The sequence below is a fragment of the Lichenicola sp. genome (genome assembly GCF_965198575.1).
In the GTDB taxonomy this organism is placed as follows: domain Bacteria; phylum Pseudomonadota; class Alphaproteobacteria; order Acetobacterales; family Acetobacteraceae; genus Lichenicola.
Genome location: NZ_OZ240671.1, coordinates 3,979,620 through 4,006,448, shown reverse-complemented (window position 1 = coordinate 4,006,448; position 26,829 = coordinate 3,979,620). Strand labels below are relative to the sequence as shown.

Genomic DNA, 26,829 nt, shown 5'->3' with positions numbered 1-26,829 from the left:
CGGCCGCGGATGATGCTGTTCCTGGCGACGCAGATCTCGTGTGCGGTACTTTATCTGTTGCTGGGCGCGGTGATCCTGCTGCAGGCCCGGGGCAGCCGAACGGCGCTGCTGCTGACCGCCGCCTGCCTGGTCACGGCCGCCTGGGCAGGGTCCGCGGCACTCCCGGGTGCCGGATCGGCCGCTCCCGGCAGCCTGCTCGATCTGCTGCATGCCGCCGCCTGGTACGGCGTGGCGCTGCACCTCTATCGCCGCAACGTCGCCGACGCGGTGCAGGGTCGCTTCTACCTGGTGGTCGGCCTGCTGGTCGTTGCCGGCATTGCCGCGATCACCGTCGGCGAAGCGCCGTTCCGGCCGGTGCCTGGGCCTGCCCACGCGCCCGGGCATGCCGTGACGCTGCTCTCGATCGCGATCCTGCTGCGCCTGCTGCTTGCGATCTGCCAGATCGTGCTGCTCGAGAACCTCTATCGCGGCACCGAAACGGATCAGCGCTGGCATGTCGGACTGTTCTGCATCGCACTCGCCGGGACTGCGCTGTACGACGTGATCCTGATCACCGACGCGGTGTTGTCGCATGACCTGACGCCCGCACTCGTCGCCGGGCGCGCGGTTGCGGCGATGCTGGTGGCGCCGCTCCTGGCGGTCACCGCGGCGCGCAACCGCAGGTGGAACGTAAACCTGCACGTGTCGCGCACGGCGGCGTTCCATAGCGCGACGTTGATGGCCAGCGGCATCTTCCTGGTGTCGCTCGGGAGCGTGGCGCAGCTCCTCACGCACACGCCCTGGGGCCTCCATTCGGACTGGGCCGACCTGCTCGAAGTCGCGCTGCTGTTCGCCGGCCTGATCGCGGTCGCGGTGCTGCTGGTGTCGAACTCCTCGCGCAACTGGTTGGCGCGGCTGGTGGCGCAGCATTTCTTCACCTGCCGCTACGACTACCGCCGGGAGTGGCTGCGCTGCCTGGCGACATTGTCGCAACACGAGCGGTCGGATCTGGAAGCGCTGCCTCGTGCGGCGATCCGGGCGCTGGCCGATATTGTCGATAGTCCGGCCGGGTTGCTGCTCTCGGGCGCAGCCGGGCGGGATGGTCTATTGTGGGCGGCGTCATGGAACCTGGCGCCGATCGGACCGCTGCCGCCGGAACACCCGCTGCTGCAGACCATCGAGTCCGGCGCCTGCATCGAGCTGACCGATGCGATGCTGCAGCCGCCCTTGGCCGGGCTGCGTCTGCGCTTCGCGGTGCCGCTGCCCGGACCTGGTGGCGAGCCCGAGGGCTGCATCCTGCTGGCCAACCCGCGCGGGCCGTTCCGCCTCGACGCCGAAGTCACCGCGCTGCTCGGCGTGCTGGCGCAGGAGGTGGCGACCCGCCTCGCCGAACGCGACGCCGTGCGGGCGCTGACGGAGACGCGCGACCTGCGTGCCTATGGCGAGCGTTTCGCCTTCGTCGCCCACGACATCAAGAACGTTGCCGGACAATTGCGGCTGTTGACCGCGAACGCGGAACAGCATCTGGCGGATCCCGAGTTCCAGCGCGACATGCTCGCCACCGTCGCGGCGTCGGTGCGCAAGATCACCGCGATGATCCGCCGGCTGGAGGTCGAGGAGGACGCGGCCGGTCCGGAACCGCAGGCGGCGCTGCTGCCGCTGCTGTCCGCTGCCTGTTGCAAGGCGCGGGATGCCTCGGTGCAGCTGGGTCCGGCGCCGCCCGCCGACTGGCGCGTCGCCATGCGGGATGCCGACCTCGACGCCGTGCTCTGTCATCTCCTGGACAATGCCGCAGCCGCGGGTCCCGGTGGCGTGGTGCGTATCGCGGCGTTCCGCACCGGCGACCGCATCGTGGTCGAGATCCGCGATCGCGGGTGCGGCATGACGCCGGAGTTCGTGCGCGACGAGCTGTTCCGGCCGTTCCGCAGCCGCACCGCCGGCGGCAGCGGCATCGGCGCGTTCCAGTCCCGCGAGCTGCTGCGGCGTGCCGGCGGCGACCTGCTGGTGCTGAGCGTGCCGGGCGAAGGCACCACGATGCGGCTGCTGTTGCCCGCGTCGGAGCCGGCCGCGGTTCCCGCCCGGCCGATGCAGCCGGCACCGCTGGCATCCGATCTCGCCATGGCAAGGATCTGAGCGATGGCCGCGGTCGCAAGGCAGGTCCGGCCGAGGCTGCTCATCGTCGAGGACGACGAAGGCCTGTGCAGCCAGTACCGCTGGGCGTTCCCCGACTTCCAGGTGCTGTTCGCGGCGTCACGGGCCTCGGCACTGGCGATCGTGGCGCGTGAGCAGCCGCCGGTGGTGCTGATGGATCTCGGCTTGCCGCCGGATCCGGACGGTGTCTCCGAGGGCTTCGCCACGCTCGATGCGATCCTGGCACTGGCGCCGCACACCAGGGTGGTGGTGGCCACCAGCCACGGCGACCGGGCTCACGCGCTGCGTGCGGTGGCGGCCGGCGCCTATGATTTCTGCGACAAGTCCGAGGAGATCCAGTCGCTGCGCAGCGTGACGGCGCGCGCATACCGGCTGTCGGAGCTGGAGGCGGAGAACCGCCGGCTCAGCGAGGCGGTCTCGCCCGGCGCGGTGCGTCGCCTGGTCACCCGCGATCCGGCGATGCTCAAGGTCTGCCGCGACGTCGAGCGACTGGCATCGGCCAACGTGACGGTGCTGCTGGCCGGCGAGAGCGGCACCGGCAAGGAGGCGTTGGCGCTCGCGTTGCACGAACTCGGACCGCGGGCGCGGGGTCCGTTCGTGGCGATCAATTGCGGCGCCATCCCCGAAGCCCTGCTCGAGAGCGAACTGTTCGGCCACGAGCGCGGCGCCTTCACCGGGGCGGTGGCGCGCAGCATCGGCAAGATCGAGAGCGCCCAGAAGGGCACGCTGTTTCTCGACGAGATCGGCGACCTGCCGTTTTCGCTGCAGGTGAAGCTGCTGCGCTTCCTGCAGGAGCAGGTGATCGAGCGGATCGGAGGGCGCAGCACCATCCCGGTCGATGTGCGCGTGGTCTCGGCGACCAACCAGGGGCTCGACCGGCTGGTGGCTGAAGGCCGCTTCCGCGCGGACCTGTTCTACCGGCTGAACCCGGTCACGGTGCGGATCCCGGCCCTGCGCGAACGGCCAGGCGACCCGCTGCTGCTGGCGCGGGTGTTTCTCGCCCGCTTCAGGATCGAGTTCCAGCGCAGCGTGCGCGGCTTCAGTGCGAGCGCCAACGCCACCATCGAGGCGCATCCCTGGCCCGGCAACGTGCGCGAGCTCGAGAACCGGGTGAAGCGCGGCGTCCTGATGGCGGACGGCCCGCTGATCGAGCCGGCCGATCTCGAGCTCGAGCCGGTCGACCAGGAGCCGACGCTCGATCTGCGCACCGTGCGGCTGCAGGCCGAGCGCCTCGCCCTCACCCGCGCCCTGGCGCGCGCCGACGGAACCCTGTCGGCCGCCGCCCGCCTGCTCGGCATCAGCCGGCCCACACTCTACGACCTCCTGGAAACGCACGGCCTGTCGCGCACCGACGCGGAGCCGGGCGAGCGCCAGTCGAGCCACTCCGACCGGGTTCACCCGACATGCGACACGCCGTCCTGATCCTGTCTGCCAGCCTGGTCGCAGCCGGTGCCGGAACCGGCGGCTGGCTGGCGCTGCGCCACCGTGATCCGTTGCTGGAGGCGCAGGAACTGGTGCAGCGCCACCAGCTGCACGGCGCGCAACTGGTGCTGCGCGACCTGGTGCGGCGCCATCCCGAGCGCGCGGAGGCGCATCTGCGGCTGGCCCAGGTCCAGCTGGCGCTCGGCGATCCGCTCGGTGCCGAGCACGAGCTGCGCAGCGCTGCCGAACACGGTGCCGCCGAGACCGCGCTGCGGCCGCTGCTGGCACAGGCACTGGTGCAACAGGGACGCGACCAGGAGGTGCTGCAGAAATACCAGGCGGATGGGCTCGATCCGGACGCGTCGGCCAGGCTGCACATCGCGCGGGCTTCGGCGGCACTGGCCCTGCGGCAGCCGCAGCAGGCCCGCATGGAAGCGATCGCGGCCCAGCGCGCGGCGCCGCGGTCGGTCGAGGCGGCGGTGGCGGCGGCCCGGGTCGCGCAGGCCACCGGGGATTTCGACGACGCCCAACGCCATGTCGACGAGGCCCTGGCGCTCGATCCCCGGGCGAATGCGGCACTGGTCGTGCGGGCGCAGGTGCTGGCGCAGCAGGGACGCCGGGATGCCGCGATCGCAGCGTACGGCGCGGCGATCGCGGCCCCGTCCGGAGCTCCTTCCGACATGCTGGCGGCGCGGCTGGCGCGGGCGTACCTGCTGATCCAGGCCGGGCGCAGCGGCCTGGCACGAGCGGATCTCGCCGGCGTGCTGCAGGCCCAACCGCGCAACCGGACCGCCAACTTCCTGATGGCGGCGGTCGAGGCGCATGACCGGCACTGGAGGGCCGCCGACGAGGCGCTCGAGCAGGTCGGCACCGGGCTCGACCGGTTCCCGCGCGGCGAGCTGCTGCGGGCGGTGGTGAAGGACACGATCGGCCAGCCGCAGCAGGCGCTGGACTCCGCCGAGCGCTTCCACCTGCACGAGCCCGACAGCCGGACCGGGGCGCTGCTCCTGGCCAGCCTGTATCTGAAGCAGAATCGCCCGGCGGATGCGACGACGCTGTTATCGAAGTGGAACGTTCCCGGCCGCACCGGCGCCGACGTGTTGTCGCTGCTGAGCCAGGGCTATGCGATGAGCGGCAATGGCAGCACCGCGGCGGCCACGCTGCGCCAGGCGATGGCGCCGGCCGATCCCGCCGGACTGGTCAGGATCGCCGACCTCGCGCTGAACGAGGGCGATCCGTCGCTTGCCGCCGACGCGCTGCAGGCAGCACTCGACACCGGACCGGGGCATCCCGGGTCGCCACTGGTCCCGGTAAGCCTTACCGGCGCCGCGCCGCACGACACTGCGCCGGCGCCGGTGACCTCCCGGGCGGATACCGAGGCAACCCTGGTGGAAACCCTGCTGCGTGCCGGCCAGCCCGATCGTGCGGCCGCCGCACTCGACCGGCTGCGCCAGATGCATGGCGACCCGGAGCGGATCGACGTGCTGGACGGCCAGGTGAAGCTGGCCCGCTTCGACTTCGCCGGCGCCCAGGCCGCCTTCGAGGCCGCGCACCGCATCGATCCCGGGTCGGTGCGGGCCGTCATCCAGCTCAGCCAGGTGCTGCAGCTGCAGGGCGACGGCGCCGGAGCGACAGCGCTGCTGGTGCAGGCACGCCGGGACCATCCCGACGACCGGGCCGTGCTCGACGCATCGGTCGCACTGGCGATGTCGCAGCATGATCCGGGCAAGGCCGAGGCGGTGCTCGAGGCGGCGCACCAGGCGCAGCCGGGGGATGTGCATGTCGCCAGCCTGCTGGCCGAGATCTATCTCGGCACCCGGCAGCCGGACAAGGCGCTGGCGCTGGCCGACGCCATGCCGGCGGACTCGATCCAGCATCTGGCGCTGGTGGCCACGTCGCAGCGTGACCTGGGTCACATCGACCAGGCGATCTCCGGTTGGCGCGCGCTGCTGGCCAAGGCGCCGCAGGATCTCGCCTTGCGACGGCGGATCGTGCGCGCGTTGATCGCGCTCAGGCGCTTCGACGATGCAGCGGCGGTGCTCGATGACGGGCTGGCGGCCCATCCGGACGATCCCGGACTGCAGGGCGACGCCGTGGCGCTGGCGACGGACCGGTCGGGCCTGCAGGCCGGCCTCGACCGCGCCGATGCGCTCACGGCGCAGTCCCATGATCCGGCCTCGCGGCTGCTGAAGGGCGACCTGCTGCTCGCGGAACACCAGCCGGCGCAGGCCGCCGCCGCCTTCGCCGCCGCACGCGCCGCCCTGCCCCGGCAGCCAGCATCCCCGCCAGCCGCTTCGCCCGCGAGCGGGTCGCCCGACATCGCCGCGATCCTGGAGCTGCGACAGGCCGGCGCGCTGTCGGCGAGCGGCGACCGGGCGGGCAGCGCGAAACTGCTGGACGACTTGCAGGCAAGCTACCCGGACCAGCCGGCGGTGCTGCTGGCGCTGGCAGAGCAGGACCTCGCCGCCGGGGCGCTGCAGCCGGCGCGGGCCAGGTTTGCCGCCCTGCTCAAGCTGCAGCCCGGCAACGACGTCGCTCTCAACAACATCGCCTGGATAGAGCGCCAGCAGGGCGATCTCGACGATGCGCGCGTGCATGCCGCCCTCGCCTACCGGCTGGCGCCGACACCGCAGATCGCCGACACGCTGGGCACCGTGCTGCTGGCCGATGGTCGCACGGCCGATGCGCTGCCGCTGCTCCGGCAGGCTGGCGACGCGCTGCCGCACGATCCGTCGGTGCAGTTCCACCTGGCGCAGGCGCTGAGCAAGGGCGGACACGCGGAGGCGGCCCGGGCGGTGCTGAAGCCGGTGCTCGATGGCGGCGCCAGGTTCGATGAGCGTGATGCGGCCGAACGGCTGATGCAGTCGCTGGGCAAGTCCTGAGCCGATGGACGGCCGTGCGCATTCGGGAATGTCGACGGGGCTCGGCCTGCTGACCTTCAGCACGCTCTATCCGAGCGAGCGACGACCGCATCACGGGGTGTTCGTCGAGACCCGGCTGCGTCAGCTGGTCGCCGGCGGCGTGGTGCGCAGCACGGTCCTGGCGCCGGTGCCATGGTATCCCTCCTGGGCGCCGGAGCATGGCCGCTGGATCCGTTCGGGTGCCATCCCCGCTATCGAGTACCGACACGGACTGGTGGTGCATCATCCACGCCATGTCGCCATTCCGCGCATCGGCATGACCGTGGCACCGGCACTGCTGGCAGCGAGCGGGCTCGCATGGCTGGCGCGGCGCTCGACGGCCGAGCGGGCGGATTACGATCTTGTGGACGCACACTACGTGTATCCGGACGGTGTCGCGGCGGTGGCGCTCGCACGGACGCTGCGACGTCCATTGGTGATCACCGCACGCGGGTCCGACGTGACGCAGCTGCCCGACCATGCGGGACCGCGGCTGATGATCCGGCGCGCCATCCGGGCGGCGGACGCGCTGATCGCAGTCAGTTCCGCGCTCGGCCAGCGGTTGGTGGAGCTGGGCGCCGATCCCGCCCGGGTGCATGTGCTGCGCAACGGCGTCGACCTCGAGCTGTTCACGCCACCGGCCGACCGCGCGCAGGCACGCCGCCAGCTCGGCCTCGGCGATGGCCCGGTGCTGCTGTCGGTCGGTCACCTGATCGAACGCAAGGGTCATGACCGCGTGATCACCGCCCTGACGCTGTTGCCGGGGAGCGTGCAGCTGCTGGTCGTCGGCGAAGGCCCGCTCGACGGCGAGCTGCGCGCCTTGGCGGAGCGGCTGGGCGTGGCCGGGCGGGTCCGTTTCCTCGGGCTGCTGCCGCCGCACGCGCTGCCGGCGATCTACGGCGCCGCCGACCTGCTGGTGCTCGCCTCGAGCCGCGAAGGCTGGGCCAACGTGCTGCTGGAGGCGATGGCCTGTGGCACCAGGGTGGTCGCGAGCCCGATCCCGGGCAATCCTGAGGTGGTGCGCTCGGCGGCGGCGGGGGTGATCGCCGACAGCAACACGCCGGTCGGGCTGGCTGCCGCAATCGCCGCCCTGCTGCGATCACCCGCGGACCGCGACGGCGCGCGCGCCTATGCCGAGGGGTTCGGCTGGGACGCTGTCAGTGCCGGACAGCTGACGGTGTTCCGCACCGCGCGTGACCGCTACGACGAGCGCCGCACCGCCCGCCGCCGTCCTGTATCCGACAGCCCGCGGGTGGCCGGATGAGCCGTCTTGCCGGCATCGAGAGCGGGCGTGGCATTGCCGCACTCCTGGTGGTCGCGGTGCACGCACGCAGCCATTTGTTGCAGGCCTCCGGACCGTTCCCCGGCGCCGACCTGTTCCGCTTCGGCCATGTCGGCGTCGACTTCTTTTTCGTGCTGAGCGGTTTCATCATCCTGCATGTGCACGCAGGCGATATCGGCCGGCCGGCCCGGCTCGGGCACTACCTGCAGCGGCGCGTGACCCGGGTGTTGCCGCTCTACTGGGTGATCCTGGCGCTGTCGCTGCTGGTCGTGCTGGCGCGGCATCCGTGGCCGCCATGGTCGGTCCTGGTCACCTCGGTCTTGCTGCTGCCGCTGCCGGGCCCACTGCTGGTTCCGGTGGCCTGGACCCTGCAGCACGAGATGGTGTTCTACGCGCTGTTCGCGATGCTGATCCTCGACCGCCGGCTCGGGCTCGCGCTGTTCGGCGGCTGGCTGCTGCTCATCGTGCTTGATGTCGCGGGCATCCGCGGCCTCCACGGAAGCGGCCTGGTCGACATCCACTCGATGTTCGACGCCGAATTCTTTCTCGGCATGCTGGCGGCAACGCTGCTCCGGCGCTTCCCCGTGCGCCATTCCTGGAGCCTGTTGCTGACGGGTGTTTTCCTGTTCCTGGCGCTGGGTGCCGCCGAGGACATGCAGCGGGTGCGCGGACCGGCCGACCTGACGCATCTGGGCTTCGGCCTGGCCTCGATGCTGATCGTGATCGGCATCGTCGGCGCCGAACGGCAGGACCGGCTGCATCTTCCCGTGGCGCTGCAGCGGCTGGGGGCTGCGTCCTACGCCCTCTACATCACCCACCTGCTGGCGATCGGCGTGACATGGCAGCTTCTCCTTGCCACCGGGCTGAACCGGCTGCTGCCGGCGTGGAGCCAGTTCGTGCTGTTCCTGGCCGCCGCGGTGCTGTTGGCGCTGGCGGTGTCGCGCGTGATCGAGGCGCCACTGATCGCCGGGGCGCGACGCCTGCTCACCCGCGCCGGCACCAGGGCACGCGGCCCGCTCCCGGTCGCGGGCCACGGCGCCTGACATGCCGGTGGCCTCTCCCGTTCGCGCGCTCCGCATTCCCGCGCCGCAGGGGTGCCGGGAGGCGATCGATCCGCGCGTTGCCGTATCGCCGCCGAAACACCTGGCGGCGCTGGACGGGCTGCGCGGCGTGGCCGTGACATTCGTGATTGCCAGCCACTCCTTCCCGATGGTCCACGACCTGCCCTGGACGGTGAAGCGGTTCAGCAATCTCGGCTTCTACGGGGTCCAGCTTTTCTTCGTGGTCAGCTGCGTGACGCTCGCCAACTCATGGCGCCGGAGCGAGGCCGCCGGGGTCCCGAGCCTGCGGGGTTTCGCGCTCCGCCGCGTGTTCCGCATCGCGCCGGCATATTTCCTCGCCGCCCTCGGATACGCCTGGTTGCTGCATCCCGCGGCAATCGATCCGACGCGGTTGCTGACCTTCGTCACATTCACCGACGGCTGGACGCCGGCGCAGATGCCGACGGTCCCCGGCAGCTGGATCGGTGTTCCCGGCGGCTGGAGCATCAAGGCCGAATTCGCGTTCTACATGCTGTTTCCCTGCCTGATCGTGACGTGTCGCGGCGTCACCCGGGCGCTCGCTGCCCTGGTCGTCAGCCTGCCGCTGGCGTGGATCGCCAATTCCGTCGGGCTCGCACTGTTCGAGCCGGCATACGGAACGACCGCAACGCTCCAGTTCCTCTATTACTGGCTCCCAAACCAGTTGCCGGTGTTCCTCTGCGGTCTGGTCGCCTACGAGGTCGTCGCGATGTGCAGCTCCGGAGGCCGGCATCACGCCGTTGGGCGCCGCATCGTCGCGATCGGCCCGGTACTACTCGCGCTCTGCGGGATCATGGTCCTGTGTCTTGCAGTCCTTCCCTGGCCGCGGCTCCCGCAGCCGGACCATGGATTCCTGCCCTCGCATGTCGTTGCGGCCGTTGCGTTCAGCGGCGCCTTGGTGATCCTCACGCTGCGTCCAATGACTTTCATCGTGCACCCGCTCGTCGTGGGGTTGGGAAAGGCGAGCTTCAGTGCCTACCTGATGCATTTCGCGGTCATCTCGGGCGCGGAATTTATCCTGCCGGCTCCGGTGTTCGCCCGGACCGGAATACCGGCCGCTCTGACGGGCGGCGTGCTGTTCCTGCTCGTGCTGGGAGTGACCGGCGGCCTTGCACAGCTGACGTATCGGCTCATCGAACTGCCCGCGATCCAGCTCGGCGGCCGCGTGATCGGCATGTCCGCTCGCCGGCCCCTGACGACGCGGTGAGACGCACCCGATGACACTGCTCCTGCCGAGCCGACATCGATGCGTCCACACACTCTTCTCCGGGTCCGGACGGAGACTGCAAACTTCCGCACGACGTCCTGCTCTCGATGACGCACCGTGCAGGACCGGACAGTTGCCGGAGCGCATGTTCTGCGCGAGCATCCGGCCGAGATAGCCGAGGCCTGCGCCGATGGAAGCCGCGTCGATGAGCTCCACCCGCCGGGCCCTCGCCTGGTCGCTGCTCGAGCGCTACACGACGACTTTGGTGTACGCGGTGTCCAACGTCGTGCTGTCACGCCTGCTGACGCCGCACGATACCGGCCTGTTCACCGTCGGCTTCGCGCTCACCGTGCTGATCGGCACGTTCCGCGACTTCGGTGTCGCCACCTACGTGATCCAGGAGCCGGACCTTACCGACGCGAAATGGCGCGCGGCGCTGGGCGTCAGCGCGATCACCAGCCTGGCCGTGTTCGCCGTCCTGGTGGTGGCCAGCGTGTTCGCCGGGCGCGCCTACCACGATCCGGCGGTGACCCGGGTGATGCTGGTCTCCGGCCTGACGCTGCTGCTGATCCCGCTGAACTCGCTCGTCCTTACCTGGCTCCGTCGCGAGATGCGGTATGGCGTGCTGTCGCGCATCACGCTGGCCGGGGCGGCGATCCAGAGTGTGGTCACCATCGCACTGGCCTGGGCCGGCGACGGCGCCATGAGCATGGCGTGGGGCAGCGTCGCCAACTCGGCCGTGCTGCTCGTCGGCAGCATCCGGCATCGGCCGCGGCAGTTCGGCTGCCTGCCGTCGCTCGCCGGTTGGCGTCCGATCGCCCGGCTCGGCGGCTACTCCACGATTGCCGGATTGTGCAACGAGATCACCCCGCACGGCGCCGACCTGTTCATCGGCCGCTTCGCCGGCCTCTCGGCGCTTGGCCAATTCAGCAAGGGCTCCAGCCTGGTCGGCTTCGTCAACCAGGGCGTGACCAGTGCCGTGTTGCCGGTGGCACTGTCGCTGTTCGCGGCGCGGCGGCGAGCCGGCCAGGCGCTGGATGTCGCCCTGCCGCATGCGATGGCGCTGCTGACCGGCCTCACCTGGCCAGCCTTCGCCGGCCTGGCAGTGATCAGCACGCCGCTCATCCACCTGCTGTTCGGCAGCCAGTGGAGTCCGGCGATCGCACCCGCCCGCATCATCGTGCTGACCGCGATGCTGACCTCGCTGACCGCCGTGCACACGGCAATCTACCAGGCCACCGGTGCGATGCGTGCGCGCATGGTGATCCAGCTCTGGGTGACGCCGATGCAGCTGCTGGTGCTGTTCGTGGCGGCGCACGGAACGCTGGTGCAGGCCGCCATCGGCACCACGGTGAGTGCCGCGATCGAGCTGCTGCCGTCGCAGTTCGCCGCGAACCGGATCTGCAGCACCAGCATGGCAGCGGTCGCCACCGCCCTGCTGCCGAGTGCTGTCGTCACCGCCTGCACGGTCGGCGGCGCGATCGCCGGCACCACCCTGGTGCATCCGGGACCGCACGCGGCGCTGGCACTGGCGGCCGGACTTCTCGGTGGGGGGTTCGGCTGGATTGCGGGGCTTGGCCTGTCGCATCACCGGCTGGGTGTCGAGCTGCTGTCGGCGGTCCGCGATGTGCACCGGCTGTCGACCGGACGGGCGTAAGCGCGCTCGCGACCCGCCTCCCGGTCGTGAACGCCGGCGACCTCCCGGTCGTGCACCCCCGCGACCTCCCGGTCGTGAACCCTGGCAACCTCCCGATCGTGCATGCTGGCGACCTCCGGGTCGACCCCACACACCTCCAGGAACTGGCGGCTCTTGCTCTCCCAGCCGCTGCCGGCCGCGACCCGCAGTCCGGACGCCGCCAGCGCCTCGCGAGCTGCCCCGTCCTCCACCAGCCGGCGCATCGCTGCGGCAATCTCCGTGACCGAGCGGCCATCGACGACGAGACCGTTCTCGCCGCTGCGTACCGCATCCCGGCTGCCGCCATCGCATCCGGCGATCACTGGCAGGCCGCACGCATTGGCCTCCAGGAACACCAGCCCGAAGCCCTCGGTGTCACCGTTTTCCAGCTCGCGGTTCGGCATCACGAACACGTCGCCCAGCCGGTAATGCGCGACCAGTTCCTCGTCCGTGACCTGGCCCGCCAGGATCACCCGCTCTTCCAGCTGCATCTCGCCGATGATGCGTCGCAGCTCCGGCTCGAACGGACCGCCACCGACGATCAGGTAGCGCAACTCCGGCATCGACGGCGCCAGCGTCGCGAAGGCGCGGATGGCCTGGTCGAGCCCCTTCTTCTCGAGCAGCCGGCAGACCGACACGAAGCTGAAGCACCCGCTCAGGCGATAGCGCCGCACCAGGTCGGGCCGGCGCGCGCCGGGAAAGAACCGCCCGGTATCGACACCGTTCTCGATCAGGCGGAGACGGCCGGCGCTGTCCGGTCCGAGCAGCGCCCGCACCGTCTCCAGGGTGAAGCGGCTCACCACCACGATCCGGTCCGCGGCCAGCAGCGCGCGACGACACCGCCTGCGGTCGGGATCGTACGGGTCCTGCGTCGTGATCTCCTCGCCATGCACATACACCACCAGCCGCAGCCGCAGGCCGAGCCGTACCAGTCGGCGCAACGCGGTCAGCAGCCAGCCGCTGGAGAGCAGCTCGCCGACGCAGACCGCCTGCACCCCGGGCCCCCGCACCAGGCGCAGCACGGTCCAGAGCAGACGCAGCCGGATCGCCACGTCGCCAAGCAGGAAGCGCATGCGGTTCTGGGCGCCGGCCGCGTCGATCAGCGTGCGCAGCAGGTCGAGGCGGCGGGTGGCGTACGGGGCACGTCGGTCGTGCTCGCGCCAGCCGATCATCGGCAGCCCGTCCAGGTAGTTGCGCCGCGGGGCCAGCACCAGGATCTCGGACGGCGCCTGCCGCGCGAGGTTGTCATAGACGATCGCCGAACCGCCCCTCACCGGCGGGAAATTATTGGCGATCAGCAGGATCGACGGACGTCCGGAGGGGCGGCTCATCCGACTGCACACGCTTCGGGCGGCGGACGCAGATGGTCCGCGACCCGCAGGATGTCGGTGAAGCGCCACCCCTGCTCGCGCGTCAGATGGTCGAGGATCGCGGACAGCCGGTCGTAGAACCGGTGCAGGTCCGCCTTCGATTGCACGTATGGATTTCCGCCGATCGCCAGCGACGAGCTGTGGAAGCTGAGCGCCAGCACCGGATGGCCGCGCGACACCAGGCCGTTCGCCAGCCGCCGCATCGCCGCCACGTCGTTGCCCTCGGGCGAGAATGTGACGCGTTCGGCGCAATGGCTGCGGGTCAGCGCCGAGCCCAGCGACAGCCGCCGCGCCCACGGAGCCGAGAGCGCGCGATAGGCCGCCGCGCCGCCGCCGCCGCCCCACCCCACGACGCTCCGGCACAGCGGCAGCTCGAGCAGCCGCCGCCGCACGCCGAACCAGAACGGCCGGCAGTCGAAGCCGCCATAATCGGGCCCGCCATCGGCGCCGAGATCGGTGCGCGGCGCCACGCTGGTATCGATGCGGAACCCGTGCTCCTCGAGCAGCCTGGCGGTGTTCGGGCCGAAGCCGTAGCGGCCGCCGCGGAACACCGTCGGTGCGAAGCCGAAGCGTTCGATGAACCTCTCCAGAAGCGCGATCAGCTTGCGCTCCTCGAGACCCGCCGCAAGATTGCCAGAATAGGACTGGTGATGATCGGATCCGCCATCAAACGGCGGCGTCACCCAGGTATGCAGCTGCAGCCCCAGGATGCAGCGCCCACGCTCGAGCTGGGTGCGCAGGCTGTGCACCGCGTCGTCATCCATCAGGATCGGATAGGTCAGCAGATAGGCCGGGACCGCGCCGTTGGTGTCGAGGATGTCGTGCAGCACCGACAGGTCGTGCAGGTTGCGGGTCGAGTACTGCGTGCCGTGCAGCGGCCGGTGCCAGTCGAAGCTTTCCTCCGCGTCGATCACCAGGGTGCAGACCGGCCTCCCCGGCTCGCGTGGCACCGCCAGGCGGGCCGCCGGGAACAGCGACGTCGCCGGCTCAGCGCGCATTGGCGGCGAACGCCTGGCGCGTCCGGTCGAGCAGCCCGCTCCAGCGCTCGATCATCCGGGCTTCGTCGAAGAGCTGCTCCGCCCGGGCGCGATTGGCCTCACCCAGCCGACGTCGCAGCGTCGCGTCGCCGGCCAGCCGTGCCAGCGCCTTCCCGAGTGCCGCCGCATCCAGGGCGGTGACCAGCTCCGAACTCTCCGGGCCCAGCATGTCGGCGACGTCGCCCACGTTGCAGGACGCCGCCGGGAGGCCGCTCGCCATCGCCTCCAGCAGCGAGAGCGGCATCTGCTCGGTGTCGGAGGACAGCGCGAAGATGTCCATGTGCCGGTAGAGCGGCGCCGGCTCGGCGACGTGGCCGACAAAGACGACGCGGTCACGCGGCAGCAAGCCGGCCGCAAATCCTTCGAGCTGCGCACGATCCGGCCCATCCCCGCCGACGAGCAGACGGGCCGGCGGGTCCAGCATGGCGACGGCCTGGATCAGCCGGGCCAGGTTCTTCTCGGGACGCAATGCCGCCACCGTGCCGATCACCACGCCGTCATGTGCCAGCCGCCATTCCGGCAGCGGCGGCACCGGCGGGCCCGGCTGGAAGCTGGCGAGATCGATCCCGTTCGGAACCTGATGCAACGCGCTCGACGGCAGCCTCCAGTTCCGCCGCGCGATGTCGGATAGGGTCAGCGACGGGACCACCACCGGGGTCCCGCCGAGCACCACCCGGCGGAACCAGTTGCGCCGGCGCAACCGGCGGGTCCGCTCCTCCGGTCCGAAGCCGTCCTCGGCATGCAGCTGCGCCACCAGCCGACCCGGCCAGCGGTTTGCCAGCGCCCACTCGATGCTGCCCCAGTTGTGGGTCAGCAGCAGGTCCGGCTGCAGCTCGCGCAGCATGCGGCGCTGGCGGCGATACAGGCGGATCGGGTTGCGGGTACGGCGCCCGGCCTCCAGGAAGCTGACGTCGAGCCCGGCAGACAGGTGCTCGCGACAGGCCAGGTTGCCGTCCATCGCCAGGATCACATGCCGCCAGCGCCGGCCGAGCCGATTGGCCAGCGTCGCGAACCGCATCTGCGGGCCGCCGACCGCGAAGGTCGCGAACACCGAGAACAGCAGCGGCGGTGGCGGCAGGTCAGCCCGGCCGTGCATGGATCCGCACCGCCTGGTCGAGGAACCGCTCCCTGTCGGCGACCGGATGCCAGCCGAGATCGCGCACCGCATCGCCACAATCGAAGCGTGCGACCAGCCCGCGCGACCTCAGGTCCCGCAGCGGCGGCATCGGCACGCGCCGGCCGCTCGCCCGCTTGACCGCGAACTTGGCAAGCTCGCCTGCCCAGAGCCCGCGCACCGATTGCGGATGGAACACCAGCGGCCGCTGCAGCGCGCGTGCCAGCTCGGCCACATAATCCCGCGCCGAGAGTCGCACGTCACCGACGAGGTTGTAGGCGGGTGCTGCGGACGGGGTGTCGCAGACACGCAGGATGGCATCCGCCACGTCGTCGACGAGCACGAAGGGCAGCGGATTGCGGCCGTCGTTCCAGCCGATGCAATGCTGCTCGGTGTTGTAGAAGCCGAGCCCGCCATGGAACGGCGACGTGCCCGCGCCCACGACGAGGCCCGGACGCAGGATCGTCAGCCGCAGCTGCGTCGTGGCGAGATCGGCCAGCAGCCGCTCGGTCAGGATCTTGGCGCGTGCGTAGTCGGCCCGCTCCGCGTGGCGCGGGTCCGGCGGCGTCGCCCCGGTGACGCTCTCGGCCGGGTTCCCGAGATAGAGCGCCGCGATCGAGCTGACATGGATCAGCCGGGCGCCGACGTCGAGGCAGGCATGGGCCACGGTGGCAGCACCGCCGGCCATCGCGGTGCGGATGGACTGGAAGTCGCCGCCGCCGCCGCCATGCGCCAGATTGACCACGGCCGGGGCGCCGGCGATTGCCGCGCGCACGACGGCCGGATCGGTGATGCTGCCGCGATGCCAGCGGATCGCGGGCTCGGAGGAATTGCCCGGCGAGCGTGACAGCACCGCGACCCTGAGCCCGGCGCGTTGCAGGGCCGCGACCGTCGCCTGGCCGATGAAGCCGGTGCCGCCGAGCACGGCGACATCGGGCCGCGTCACCGCCACCAGGCCGGGGCTGGCCGGGCCGTCGGGTGACGATGCGGCAACCGGCACGGTCGGCTCGGTGACGTGGGGCAGCCCGGCGGCCTCGACGATGCGCAGGCAGGTCTCGACCAGGCCGGCACCGAAGCCGGCATCCAGCGGCGGCGGCTGGCCGAGGTCGCGGGCGGCATGGAACGCGTCGATGCTCGCCCGCATGCTCAGGAAGAACGGGTCGTTGCGGGCGCGCAGGCCGGCAGTGGAGACCAGTCCGGCGCCGAAATTGCGCGCACTCGCCAGGGCGACGCCGCCGGCGGTGGCCGCACCGGAGACCAACCCGTCGACCAGGTCGAGCCAGCGGGTGCGGCGGTAACGCAATGTCCGGTTGGCGACCATGTCTGCCACCGCGACCCCGTCGTCGCACACCAGGGTGACCTGCCAGAACGGGAAGCTCTCGCCGACCGCGAAGCGAAGCTGTGCCGGCAGTCTCTCACCCCGGATGAGCACGTCGAAGGCAGGATGGAATTGCCGGCCCACATCCAACGCGAGGGCCGGCGCCGCCGTCGCTTGCAGCGTCCTGGTCGGCCCGGCAAGGGCTGCGATCTGCGACAGCGGATGCACCGCCTGCTCGAGCAGGATGTTGGCGGGCTGGCGGAACATCCAGTGATCGAACTGCCGGGCTGCAAGCTGGCGTAGCGGCATCGCATAGATGCAGCTGACCGAGCGCGGCCGACCTATCGATCCACTTTCGAGCATCCTCCGGAGCTGCAGGAAGGCCGGATGGAACACGAAGTTCTGGTTGATGCCGAGGCGATCGCCGGCCAGCGCCGACAAGCCCATCGAGGCCGCGCGACTGGTGGCCAGCGGCTTCTCCAGCAGCACGCTCTTGCCGGCATCCAGCAGCTGGCGCGCGATCGCGGCATGGGTGTCGGGCGGTGTCAGCACATGCGCGCGCCCGAAACTGCCTTCGGCGAGGGCCGCCTCGAGCGTGGCGTGCACCTGACCGCCGGGAGGGCACAGCCGGCGCGCCGCCTGCAGGTCGGGATCGACCACGCACACGATCCGCCGGGGCCGCGCCTGCAACGGCGATGCGAGCGCTTCGGCATGGATGCGGGCGATGTTGCCGGCACCCACCAGGCAGATCGCCGCGTCCGGACTGAAGCTGTCCATCCGGCGTCAGGCCGCCTCGACCATCGCTGGAGCCGCGGCGAGCTCGCTGCGCAGGAACCCGTCCAGCACCAGCAGCAGCCAGATCGGTTGGGCGTGATCGAGGCGGCCGCTCGCATGCTCGTCGAGCAGACGGGCGACCGCGTCTGGCCGGAACAGCGCGTGGTCGAGGAAATCCGGCGACAGCAGGCGCGCCCGGATCCGGCCCATCCCGGCGCCCAGCGTGCGGCGCAGATCCATCGCGAACCCCTGCTTCGGGCGCTGCAGGATCTCCGGCGGCAGCCATGGCGCGATCGCCGCCCGCAACACCGCCTTGCCGCGGCCACGGCGCAGCTTGTAGTCGGCGGGCAGCGAGAGGCCCCACGACACCAGCCGGTGGTCAAGCAACGGCGAGCGCACTTCCAGGCCGCTCGCCATGCTGGTGCGGTCGAGCTTGGTCAGCATCTGCCCGGGCAGCCAGGTGGCGAGGTCGACATGCTGCGCCTGCGCCAGCGGATCGTCGCTGCCGCTCTCCTGCATCAGCCGGGCGAAGCGGGCGCCGGGGTCATGGCCGTCCAGGCGCGCGGCCAGTGTCGGGTGCAGCAACGCGGCGCGACGCTCGTCCTGCAGGCGCGCCATCGTGCGGTAGTAGCCGAGCGCGCTGTCGAGGCTGAGCTCGGTCAGGGTGTGGCGGGCGCGCAGGAAGCGGGGCGCGCGGTCGAGCTTGGGATACAGCCGCGCGAGGGTGGCGATCGGGCCGCGCCGCATCGCCGGCGGCAGCTGCCGGCGCAGGCTCTCGACCAGCATGTGCCAGCGATGGCGCCGGTAGCCGGCGAACACCTCGTCACCGCCGTCCCCGGACAGGGCAACGGTGACGTGGCGGCGGGCGAAACGGCAGAGCCGTGCGGTCGGCACCGCGGATGGATCGCCGAACGGCTCGCCGAACACCCGCCCCTGGTCTGCGCTTGCGGCGATCCAGTCGATCCCCCCGGCGCGCTCGACGGCGTGACTGGCGCCGCAATGCGCGGCTATGGCCGCCGCCGCCGGGCTCTCATCCTCGGCGCCTGCAAAGCCGATGGTGAAGCTGTCGATCGGGTCTGCCCGGTCACGCACCCGCATCGCCGCCGCGACCACCCCGGCGCTGTCCAGGCCGCCCGACAGGAAGGCCCCGAGCGGCACGTCGGCGACCAGCCGCGCCGCGGTCGCATGCAGCAACCGGTCACGCAGCATCTCCGCCGCCGCCTCGAAGCCCGGGATGTCGGTGCCGGCCTCGGGACGCCAGTAGCACCCTGGCGCCGGAAGTCCGCGGGACGCCGCGTGCATCTCGATCAGCAGCGTGTGGGCGGGTGGCAGCTTGTGGATGCCGGCCCAGATCGTTGCGGGATCGGGCACGTAGCCCAGGGCCAGGTAATCATGCAGTGCGGCCGGATCGATCTCGCGCCGCACCCCGGGAACCGACGCGAAGCTGGCGAGCTCGGAGGCAAAGGCCAGGCCGCCCGGCAGGGCTGCGTAGTAGAGCGGCTTCTTGCCCAGCCGATCGCGTGCCAGGAACAGCCGCCGGGCGCGCTTGTCCCATAGTGCGAAGGCGAACATGCCGTCGAGCCGCTGCACGACATCCGGGCCCCATGCCTCCCAGCCGCGCAGGATCACTTCCGTATCACTGCGCGTCGAAAAGCGGTGCCCGCGTGCTGCCAGCTCGTCCCGCATTGCAGCAAAGTTGTAGATCTCGCCATTGAAGACGAGAACCACGCCGTCATCGTTGCACATCGGCTGGGCGCCGCCACCAGGATCGAGCACCGAGAGCCGCCGATGACCCAGCCCGAGCCCCGGCTCGACATGCAGCCCATGGGCATCGGGGCCGCGATGCGACAAAGCCAGCGTCATCCGAGCGAGCACGTCGTGATCGATGGGAGCGCCGTCCATGCTGAACACGCCGGCAATCCCGCACATGCCTACCAGCTTCTTCCTGCAAGACCATCCAGATTAAGGGACAAAAATCATTACCCCAGCATCATGCAGACCAACGCACGGAATATTGGACTCCGAAAACTATCAAGCTGAGAAACGATGAAATCAAGACTCCGCAAACCATCAATTCAGATTTAACGTTGTTGAAGTGCTGTTAACGATTGTGTAACGTACTGCCGGTAGGGGTAGCCTGCGGTGTCGGACAGGCACCGGCTATCGCCACAGCAGCTTCATCGATGTCCGTCACGAGTAGTGCCGCAAGCGCTTCGGGCCGACAGAACGTCGGAACGGAGATCATCATGCAGGCGGATTCTCACGCGCTCTTCTCCGTGACCGGACTTTCAAGCGACCTCGCGAGCCCGATCGTCCCTGCTGCCGCGGTCCCGCCCGCCTACATGGTGCCGACAGCGAACCCGGACATCCTGACGGTCGGCGCGGGAGGAGAATTCGCGACGCTGTCGGCGGCCCTGGCGGTTGCCGTCAACGGCGACACAATCGATGTCCTGGCCGGTACCTACACGAACGATTTCGGCATCGTCACGGCCAAGGTGACCATCCAGGGCGTCGGTGGCATGGCCAATTTCGTCGCCACGGTGCCGCCCCCGAACATGAAGGGGATCCTGACCGTCGACAACGACGTGACGATCCGCAACCTGTCCTTCTCCGGCGCCGCGATCGGTGCCGCCGATGGCGGCAACGGTGCCGGGATCCGTTACGAAGGCGGTCAGATGGTGCTGGACCATGACAGCTTCAGCAACAACCAGGATGGGTTGCTGGCGGTGCCGGTCCTGAGCGCCCTCACCACCAACACCATCGTCGTGACCAACTCGACCTTCACCGATAACGGCTCGGGCAGCGGCTATACGCATAATCTCTATGTCGGCGCAGTCAGTTCGCTGACGGCGACCAACGACGTGTTCCAGGGCGCCGTGGTCGGCCATGAATTCAAGAGCCGTGCGCTGGTCAACGTCATCACCGACAACGTGTTCAAGGATGGTCCGACCGGAACCGCCAGCTACGAGATCGACCTGCCGGATGGCGGCAAGGACACCATCACCGGCAACCTGATCGAGAAGGGCCCGGAGGCGCAGAATTCGGCGATGGTGCATTTCGGCGGCGAAGGCATCCCCTATGTCGGATCCTCGCTCACCATCACCGGCAACCAGTTCGTCAACGATTACGGCCCCGAGGCGGTGGCCGTCCTCAACCAGACCGCGATCAGCGCCAGCATCGACAACAACAGCTTCACCCGGCTCACTCCCGCCGAGATCGTCGACGGCCCGGCGACCGGGACCGGCAACGTCGACGGTCTCGGCAACCCGCTGCCCGACATCACCCAGGTCGGCGTGCTGCCCGGCAACACCCTCGTGATCACCGACAACCTGGCGCACAACGTGACGCTCGATGTGGCGCTGCAGGCGGTCGAGGGCGGTGGCGGGTTGCTCACCGTCTATGCCGCGATCGGGCATGTGATCGCCATCGGCGGCAGCGGCGGCATGAACCTCACCGAAAGCCCGACCTCCGGCGGAAACTCCTTCGCCACCGCGGCCGGATCCTCGAACACGCTGATCCTCCACGGCAGCGACCAGATCGACAGCGAGGGTCACGACGCCATCACTGCCGGCGCCGGCAACATCGTCGCCACCATCGGCGGCACCGCCGTGATCCAGGACGGCCAGGGCGACAACCAGTGGACCGTGAACGGCACCGCCGCGATCACCGGTCACGGCGGCAATGCCCGGGTCTCGATCGATGACGGCGGGCAGGCTGCCATGTCCGGAGCATTCGCCAGCCTCATCCTCAACAACGATGGCGGCAACGTGCAATTCAACATCACGCAGGGCGGTGCGACCGAGGCGATGGCCATCACCGGCGGCGCGTCGACCGTCAACGTCGAGGGTGGGGCGATGAACGTGGCCACCGCAGCCGGCGTGACGGGCAGCACCCTGACCCTCGGGACCGGCACCGCCAACGTGCAGAGTGCAGGACCGGACACCATCCGCGCGGGATCGGGCTTGGACACGATGATCGTGACCGGACAAGCAAAGATCTACGCCGGAACCGGCACCCTCGATGTTTTCGGGCGCGGCGACACGCTCGGGGCAACGGTTTACGGCGCCGCGGGTACCGTCACCCTGGGTGGTGATACCGGCGCCCTGACCTATGTCGGCGAGGCGGCCGCCAACACCGTCATGCTCGATCTGAACAGCAACACGCTCATCGGCGGCACCGGACGGATGACCGTGATCGACGGTTCGCGCGAGACCATCCAGGGTGGTTCCGGCGGCCTGACCATCCTCGCCCGGGATGGCGGCGGCGCCGACATCATCACCACCGCGGCGGGCTCCTCCAACCTGCTGCAGCTGGCCGGCGGCGACATCGTGAACAGCTACGGCAACGACAGCATCAGCGGTGGCGGCGGCAACCAGGTCCTCGTGGTGCATGGCAACAGCCTGGTCCACGGCAGCACCGGCTACAGCACCATCACGCTGGACGGGCGCGACACCCTGGTCGGCGCCGGCCAGGACACGGTGACCGTCAACCAGGGTGCCGTCGCCACCATCTCCGTCGGTGCTACCGGGGCCGCCGTGGAGACCGTCAGCGAGACGAATGCCAGCGTCCGGCTCGGCCTGCTCAATGCCGGCGCGACGACGGTGACCGGCGGGTCCGCGACCCTGGCGGAAGCGGCGGTCGGCGCGACCACCATCGCCACGACCGGCCATGGCTCGATCATCCAGCTCGGCGCCGGTGCCGCGAACGTTGCCTCGGCGGCGGCCGATACCATCACCGGCGGATCGGCAACCGACGCCATCGTGTTGAAGACCGCCGGGGTGCACGTCACCGGCGGGTCGGGGCCGCTCTCCATCCTCGACCAGGACTGGAACACGGGCGACGGCGTCACCGTGCAAGGCGGATCCGGCACCCTGAGCTACGACCAGGGCCCCGGCGCGTTGACCTTCATCGGTGGCAGCGGTGCGGCGCAGATCAATGCCGAATACGGCAGCGCCAATGTCATGGCAGGAAGCGGCAACGTCACGCTGCTCGGCGGCAGTGCCGGGACGAGCTTCACTGCCGGCAGCGGCAGCGCGAAAGTCACGCTGACCCCGAACGGCGGCGCCGTCACCTTCGGCACCGGCAACACCCATGTGCAGGAAGCGGCCTATGGCGCCGCCGACATCTTCAACGCGGTCGCCGGACATGGCGGTGGGACCGACATCATCACCGGCTTCCGGAGCGCGACCGACAAGCTCGTCCTGCACGGCGTCAGCATCGTCACCGCGTCGGTGGGTTCAGGCGGCTACGGCCTGAGCCTGAGCGACGGCACGCACATCATGCTGGTCGGCGTGACCGGGCCCGTCACCTGACGGCTGTCGTCACCGCGGTGACCTGGCCCCGCACGGGTGCATATCGCACCCGGCCCCGCGGCCAGGCTGCATCGGGGTCGGCGGCATTCGGCGACGCCGCATCGGGCGTCGCCAGGCTGCGCTGGACGATCATCCTGACCACGGCGAGCAGGGCCACCAGGAGATAGTCGATGTCGCGGTAGGCAGCGCTCAGCAGGCCGCCGGACACCATGAAGGCGAGCAGCGAGACCCGCAGGTGACCGGCCAGTGCCGCCGCCCAGATCAGGTCCGCCCGGCCCGATCGCGAGACCAGCCGCCTCGCCATGCCGCCGTCACGCCAGGCGCCGGCCAGCAGCAGTAGCAGCACCACGAGGCCGGGGACACCGAGGTCGCCCAGCACCTCGAAATAGATGCTGTGCGCGGCACGCGGGAACACCCCGATCGGTACGCCGGGCACGACCTGCAGCATGGCAGCCCGCCGGGCCTGGCTGTTCCACATGTCGGCGTGCTGGATGGCGTGCAGTCCACCGCCGGTCAGCGGGCGCTCGAGGGCCAGGGACAGGCTGACCTTCCAGGCCTCGACGCGCCCCATGAAGGAGTCGTCGTTCTGCGCGTGCTGCACCGTGTCGATCCGCGCCGCCCAGTCGGCGCCGGTCAGCGACCAGCCGACCGCCAGGCTCACCGCCAGCAATGCGGCTGCCAGCACCTTGCGCCGGCTGCCGGCAACCGACGCGATCGCCACGATCATCAGCCCGATGAAGCCGCCCCGGGAGAACGTCGCAATCACGGTGACGACGGCCAGGATCGCCGTGCCGATGCAGACCAGACGCAGCAGCCGGGATGCTGCGGCCCCGTACAGGTAGTGCAGCAACGGCAGCATCAGCACGACGTCGAGTGCCACCTGGTTGTTGTCGCCGAGCGAGGGCGAGCCGACCACCTTGTGGCTGCTGCCGGAGATCAGGAACTTGGCGCCCTCGTCGACGGCGATGTACCCGATGCCCAGGCAGATCGCGAGCAGCAGCCCATGCACGCGCAGCCGGTTGTTGATGCAGCACAGCACGGCGAGCGCCAGCCCCAGCACCTTCAGGAAACGGACGCAAAGGTCCCAGCCGGGCGCGGTATCGACCATCGGCGAGAGGCTTTGCGACACCACCGCAAGGACGCCGAGTGCCAGCATCAGCATGCCGGTGCGACCGATGCGGAACTGCACCTCGCCACGCCGGTGGAACACCAGCTGCAACAAGGTGGGCAGCGCTGCCAGCTTGGCGAACGGGATCGACATGCCTATGCCGTAGAGCAGGTCGTTCGGTGCCAGCAGCGAGGTCCAGGCCCAGAGCAGGACACCCAGATGCGCCCCGCGAAACACCAGCGGCAGCAGGACCAGCCAGCATGCGAGGAAGGCGATGTCGCGCATGCCGTGTCAGCGCGGCCGGCGGCGGCGGGCCTTCATGTCCGGGCCGGGTGATGGCCGCCACGCGAGCAGCCCTGCACTGCCCTGGCCGGCCACCACCCAGCGCAGGACGAGGAAGATCCCGGCACATTCCAGGAGGAGCAGTATCGCATCCATTCTGAAGGCTTCCTTTGTCCCTCGGCCAGGTCGACAACTGATACGAGCGCCGAACAGGATTGCAAGCCGGAATGGATTCGTGACCGGGACGCGACGGCTGGTGGCCGGCCGACAGCCAGCCCGTCTCCGCGAGCCCCCCGGGCACCCCCGCCCGCTTCGGCAGATCACATGACGCCCGCCGATATGTCTGTCTCGTTCCGGATTTCCCCGGACCCCAGCCTCTTGCCGAGCCACCGAAATCGCCATACAAGCCGCGTCACCGGGCAGGATGGGTGCGTAGCTCAGCGGTAGAGCATCGCCTTCACACGGCGGGGGTCACAGGTTCAATCCCTGTCGCACCCACCATCCGAGCCGGCGTGCGGTCGGAAGCAGCAGCGCCTCGGCTCCCAGGCTGAACCCGGTCGACATGACGCCGGACCCCCGGCGGCTCACCGGTCCTGCGTGTGCGCGTCCGTTCCCCTGCAGGCCTGCTGCATCAGGTCAGGCCCCCTCCCGGCTGCTCTCCCGGCACGCCGAAATCGAGCGCCCGCCCGAATGGCAGCCGTTGCACCGCCGCCGGATCGCCGGCCAGCACCTCGTGGCGGGTGGCAGCGCCGTCGCGCCAGAACCGGATCGCGAACTTCGTCTGCCCGACGGTCAGGTCCGTCAGCGTGACGTCCGGCATCCAGTCCGGGAGCGCCGGATCGACCGTCAGGCGGGATTGCGGCGCGTCCGGTGCCAGGCCGAGCATCGCATGCAGCAGCGTGAAGGCCGATCCCGCCGCCCAGGCCTGCGGCACGTTGGCGCCCAGATACTGCACCGGGAAATTGGTGCTGTCCTTCTGGATGCCGGCATAGAGCTCGGGAAGCTGGTTGTTCTCGAAATGCGACGCCGCCCCGCTGATGTCGCGGGCGATCTGTGCCGCCTCCGCGTCGAAGCCGTATCGCTTGAAGCCGAGCGCGATGAGCGAGTTGTCGTGCGGCCAGACGGCACCAAGCTGATACGCATACGGATTGAATGACTTATGCGCCGATGACAGCGTGCGGATGCCGAAGCCCGACCACATGTCCGGCGCCATCAGCCGCTGCACCACCTTCTGAGCACGATCCGGCCGGACGATGCCGGACCACAGGCAGTGCCCGGGGTTGGACGCCACCGACAGCACCTGTTTCTTTTCGCCGTCGAGGGCGTAGGCGTAGTATCCGCCGGCCTCGTCCCAGAACGCCGCATTGAAGCGCTCGAACAACGCGTGCGCCTTGTTCCGCAAGTCGCTGGCACGCCCGGCCTGTCCGAGCACGTCGAATATCTGTGCCATGCGTTGCCAGGCGTCATAGACGTAGCCTTGCAACTCGCACAGCGCCTTCGGGCCGCGCACCAGCGTGCCGTCCGGATACATCACCGCCTCGCCGCTATCCTTCCAGCCCATGTTCTCGTAGCCGGCGCTCGAGCGCGTCTGGTATTCCTGGAAGCCGTCGCCGTCGCGATCGCCGTCATGGTCGATCCACTCGAGGCACGCCTCCGCAGTCTTCAGGTGCCGGTCTAGGAGATCGCGATCGCCGGTCGCGCGCCAGGCGGCATGAAGGGTGATCAGCCAGAGCGGCGTCGCATCGGCGGTGCCGTAATACGGCGTGTGCGGGATCAGCTTGAAATGGGCGAGCTCGCCATAGCGCAATTCGTGCATGATCTTGCCGGGTTCGGCGTCCCGGTAGGCGTCGTATTCGGTGGCCTGCAGGCTGCCCAGCACATCCAGCGCACCGCGGGCGAATTCCGGGTAGATCGTGATGTTCTGCAACGACACGATCAGGCTGTCGCGTCCGAACGGCGCCATGAACCAGGGCAGTCCGGCTGCCGGCACGAATTCCATGTGGTCGCCGCTGCCGATCGGCAGGCGGAGTGCCGCCATGTCCTCGACCGCCTGGTGGAAGAAGCGGTAATATTCCTCGTTCGAGCTGGTGATCTTGAGAACGCGCGATTGCCAGTCGCGCAGGTTGGCCGAATGCCGGTTTTCCGCGTCGTGCGCCGCGCACTCCCGCGGGGCCTCGATGAGCACCTCGCCATCGGTCAGGTCGTAGCGCAGGCAGCAGTGCCACGAGGCACCGGGCGCCAACTCGATATCGAAGCTCAACCGGCCGTTCGCGTACAGCGCCGGCGCGTGCAGTGCGGTGATGGTGACGGCGCGGATGAAGTCCGCGTTGCAGTAGGTGTTGGAGAGCTTCTGCGCGGCCTCGTCCCACACCGTGGTGATCTTGCCGCGGCGCACGATCCGGTCGGACTTGACCTCGAAGGTGTCCGCGAAGTCGCAACGCAGCGCCAGCTCGAGGTTGAATTTCAACGGCGCGGCGCCGTGGTTGGTGATGTCGAGATCCTCGTGCATGCCGCCATCGATCTCGCGGCTGATCACGAGTGCGACGGTGCGTGCATCGACCATGCCGTCCTGTGTCCGGAAGGCGTCGTTGGTGAGGAACACGCGCGCCGCGTAGTAGGTGATGGCGCCGCCGTTCAGCAGCCGCCAGGGCACCCCGTTCGCATAGATCGACCACGCACTGATCAGCCGGGTGTCGCGGAAATACAGCCCCTTGTCGGTCGGCCAGGTGATCCCGCCATCGTTCTCGGTGATCAGCACCGTCTGGGCCTGATGGATCGCGATCTGCGGCGGTCCGACCTGCACCTTGAACGGCATGCGG

Annotated in this window: 16 protein-coding genes and 1 tRNA gene; 9 read left to right on the top strand and 8 right to left on the bottom strand. The window is 70.0% G+C overall.

Features of this window, described 5'->3' with window-relative positions; translation table 11 throughout:
• Positions 1 to 9: 9 nt before the first annotated feature.
• The 7 genes from prsK to ACOEQ2_RS18040 all read left to right on the top strand — a co-directional run bounded on the left by prsK (position 10) and on the right by ACOEQ2_RS18040 (position 11,677).
• Positions 10 to 2,112 carry an XrtA/PEP-CTERM system histidine kinase PrsK gene (gene prsK / locus ACOEQ2_RS18070; RefSeq protein WP_419729321.1) on the top strand — a complete coding sequence of 701 codons (2,103 nt, stop codon included), beginning with the start codon at positions 10 to 12 and terminating at the stop codon, positions 2,110 to 2,112.
• 3 nt (positions 2,113 to 2,115) lie between these two features.
• Complete coding sequence (prsR, locus tag ACOEQ2_RS18065; RefSeq protein WP_419729320.1) at positions 2,116 to 3,552, top strand: PEP-CTERM-box response regulator transcription factor; 1,437 nt, start codon at positions 2,116 to 2,118, stop codon at positions 3,550 to 3,552.
• Positions 3,534 to 6,434 (top strand): tetratricopeptide repeat protein, encoded by a 2,901-nt coding sequence (locus ACOEQ2_RS18060; RefSeq protein ID WP_419729319.1) that lies wholly within the window; start codon positions 3,534 to 3,536, stop codon positions 6,432 to 6,434. The genes prsR and ACOEQ2_RS18060 overlap by 19 nt, the downstream gene beginning before the upstream one ends.
• Positions 6,435 to 6,462: 28 nt before the next feature.
• Positions 6,463 to 7,716: a glycosyltransferase gene (locus ACOEQ2_RS18055; protein ID WP_419729318.1), complete on the top strand. Its 1,254-nt coding sequence runs from the start codon at positions 6,463 to 6,465 to the stop codon at positions 7,714 to 7,716.
• Positions 7,713 to 8,777, top strand: coding sequence for an acyltransferase family protein (locus tag ACOEQ2_RS18050; RefSeq protein WP_419729317.1), 1,065 nt, complete (start codon positions 7,713 to 7,715; stop codon positions 8,775 to 8,777). The genes ACOEQ2_RS18055 and ACOEQ2_RS18050 overlap by 4 nt, the downstream gene beginning before the upstream one ends.
• A gap of 7 nt (positions 8,778 to 8,784) precedes the next feature.
• Positions 8,785 to 10,020 (top strand): acyltransferase family protein, encoded by a 1,236-nt coding sequence (locus ACOEQ2_RS18045; RefSeq protein WP_419729316.1) that lies wholly within the window; start codon positions 8,785 to 8,787, stop codon positions 10,018 to 10,020.
• A gap of 205 nt (positions 10,021 to 10,225) precedes the next feature.
• Positions 10,226 to 11,677: an oligosaccharide flippase family protein gene (locus ACOEQ2_RS18040; protein ID WP_419729315.1), complete on the top strand. Its 1,452-nt coding sequence runs from the start codon at positions 10,226 to 10,228 to the stop codon at positions 11,675 to 11,677.
• Here the strand turns inward: ACOEQ2_RS18040 and ACOEQ2_RS18035 are convergent.
• Genes ACOEQ2_RS18035 through asnB form a run of 5 tightly spaced genes read right to left on the bottom strand, consistent with a single transcriptional unit; the run spans position 11,608 to position 19,237 of the window.
• On the bottom strand, positions 11,608 to 13,026 hold the full coding sequence (locus tag ACOEQ2_RS18035; protein WP_419729314.1) for a glycosyltransferase family 4 protein: 1,419 nt from the start codon (positions 13,024 to 13,026) through the stop codon (positions 11,608 to 11,610). The two genes, ACOEQ2_RS18040 and ACOEQ2_RS18035, sit on opposite strands and share 70 nt — an antisense overlap.
• Positions 13,023 to 14,063, bottom strand: coding sequence for a hypothetical protein (locus ACOEQ2_RS18030; RefSeq protein ID WP_419729313.1), 1,041 nt, complete (start codon positions 14,061 to 14,063; stop codon positions 13,023 to 13,025). Before ACOEQ2_RS18030 ends, ACOEQ2_RS18035 begins: the two co-directional genes overlap by 4 nt.
• Entirely contained in the window at positions 14,053 to 15,198 is a 1,146-nt protein-coding gene (locus tag ACOEQ2_RS18025) for a glycosyltransferase family 4 protein (protein WP_419729312.1), read from the bottom strand. Before ACOEQ2_RS18025 ends, ACOEQ2_RS18030 begins: the two co-directional genes overlap by 11 nt.
• The gene (locus ACOEQ2_RS18020) at positions 15,182 to 17,311 is read right to left on the bottom strand and encodes an NAD-dependent epimerase/dehydratase family protein (RefSeq protein WP_419729311.1); all 2,130 of its coding nucleotides are present in this window, start codon (positions 17,309 to 17,311) and stop codon (positions 15,182 to 15,184) included. Before ACOEQ2_RS18020 ends, ACOEQ2_RS18025 begins: the two co-directional genes overlap by 17 nt.
• A 6-nt stretch (positions 17,312 to 17,317) precedes the next feature.
• Entirely contained in the window at positions 17,318 to 19,237 is a 1,920-nt protein-coding gene (asnB, locus tag ACOEQ2_RS18015) for an asparagine synthase (glutamine-hydrolyzing) (RefSeq protein ID WP_419729310.1), read from the bottom strand.
• Positions 19,238 to 19,554: 317 nt separating this feature from the next.
• Between asnB and ACOEQ2_RS18010 the strand changes: the two genes are divergently transcribed.
• On the top strand, positions 19,555 to 22,620 hold the full coding sequence (locus ACOEQ2_RS18010) for a beta strand repeat-containing protein (protein ID WP_419729309.1): 3,066 nt from the start codon (positions 19,555 to 19,557) through the stop codon (positions 22,618 to 22,620).
• Here the strand turns inward: ACOEQ2_RS18010 and ACOEQ2_RS18005 are convergent.
• Both ACOEQ2_RS18005 and ACOEQ2_RS18000 read right to left on the bottom strand, forming a co-directional pair.
• The gene (locus ACOEQ2_RS18005) at positions 22,613 to 24,013 is read right to left on the bottom strand and encodes a putative O-glycosylation ligase, exosortase A system-associated (protein WP_419729308.1); all 1,401 of its coding nucleotides are present in this window, start codon (positions 24,011 to 24,013) and stop codon (positions 22,613 to 22,615) included. The two genes, ACOEQ2_RS18010 and ACOEQ2_RS18005, sit on opposite strands and share 8 nt — an antisense overlap.
• A 6-nt stretch (positions 24,014 to 24,019) precedes the next feature.
• Entirely contained in the window at positions 24,020 to 24,166 is a 147-nt protein-coding gene (locus tag ACOEQ2_RS18000) for a hypothetical protein (RefSeq protein WP_419729307.1), read from the bottom strand.
• Positions 24,167 to 24,436: 270 nt separating this feature from the next.
• On the opposite strand from ACOEQ2_RS18000, the gene ACOEQ2_RS17995 reads away from it, so the two are divergent.
• Positions 24,437 to 24,511 (top strand) — tRNA-Val (locus ACOEQ2_RS17995).
• A gap of 130 nt (positions 24,512 to 24,641) precedes the next feature.
• Here ACOEQ2_RS17995 and ACOEQ2_RS17990 read toward each other — a convergent pair.
• Entirely contained in the window at positions 24,642 to 26,825 is a 2,184-nt protein-coding gene (locus tag ACOEQ2_RS17990) for a glycogen debranching N-terminal domain-containing protein (RefSeq protein WP_419729306.1), read from the bottom strand.
• Between the last annotated feature and the right edge of the window lie 4 nt (positions 26,826 to 26,829).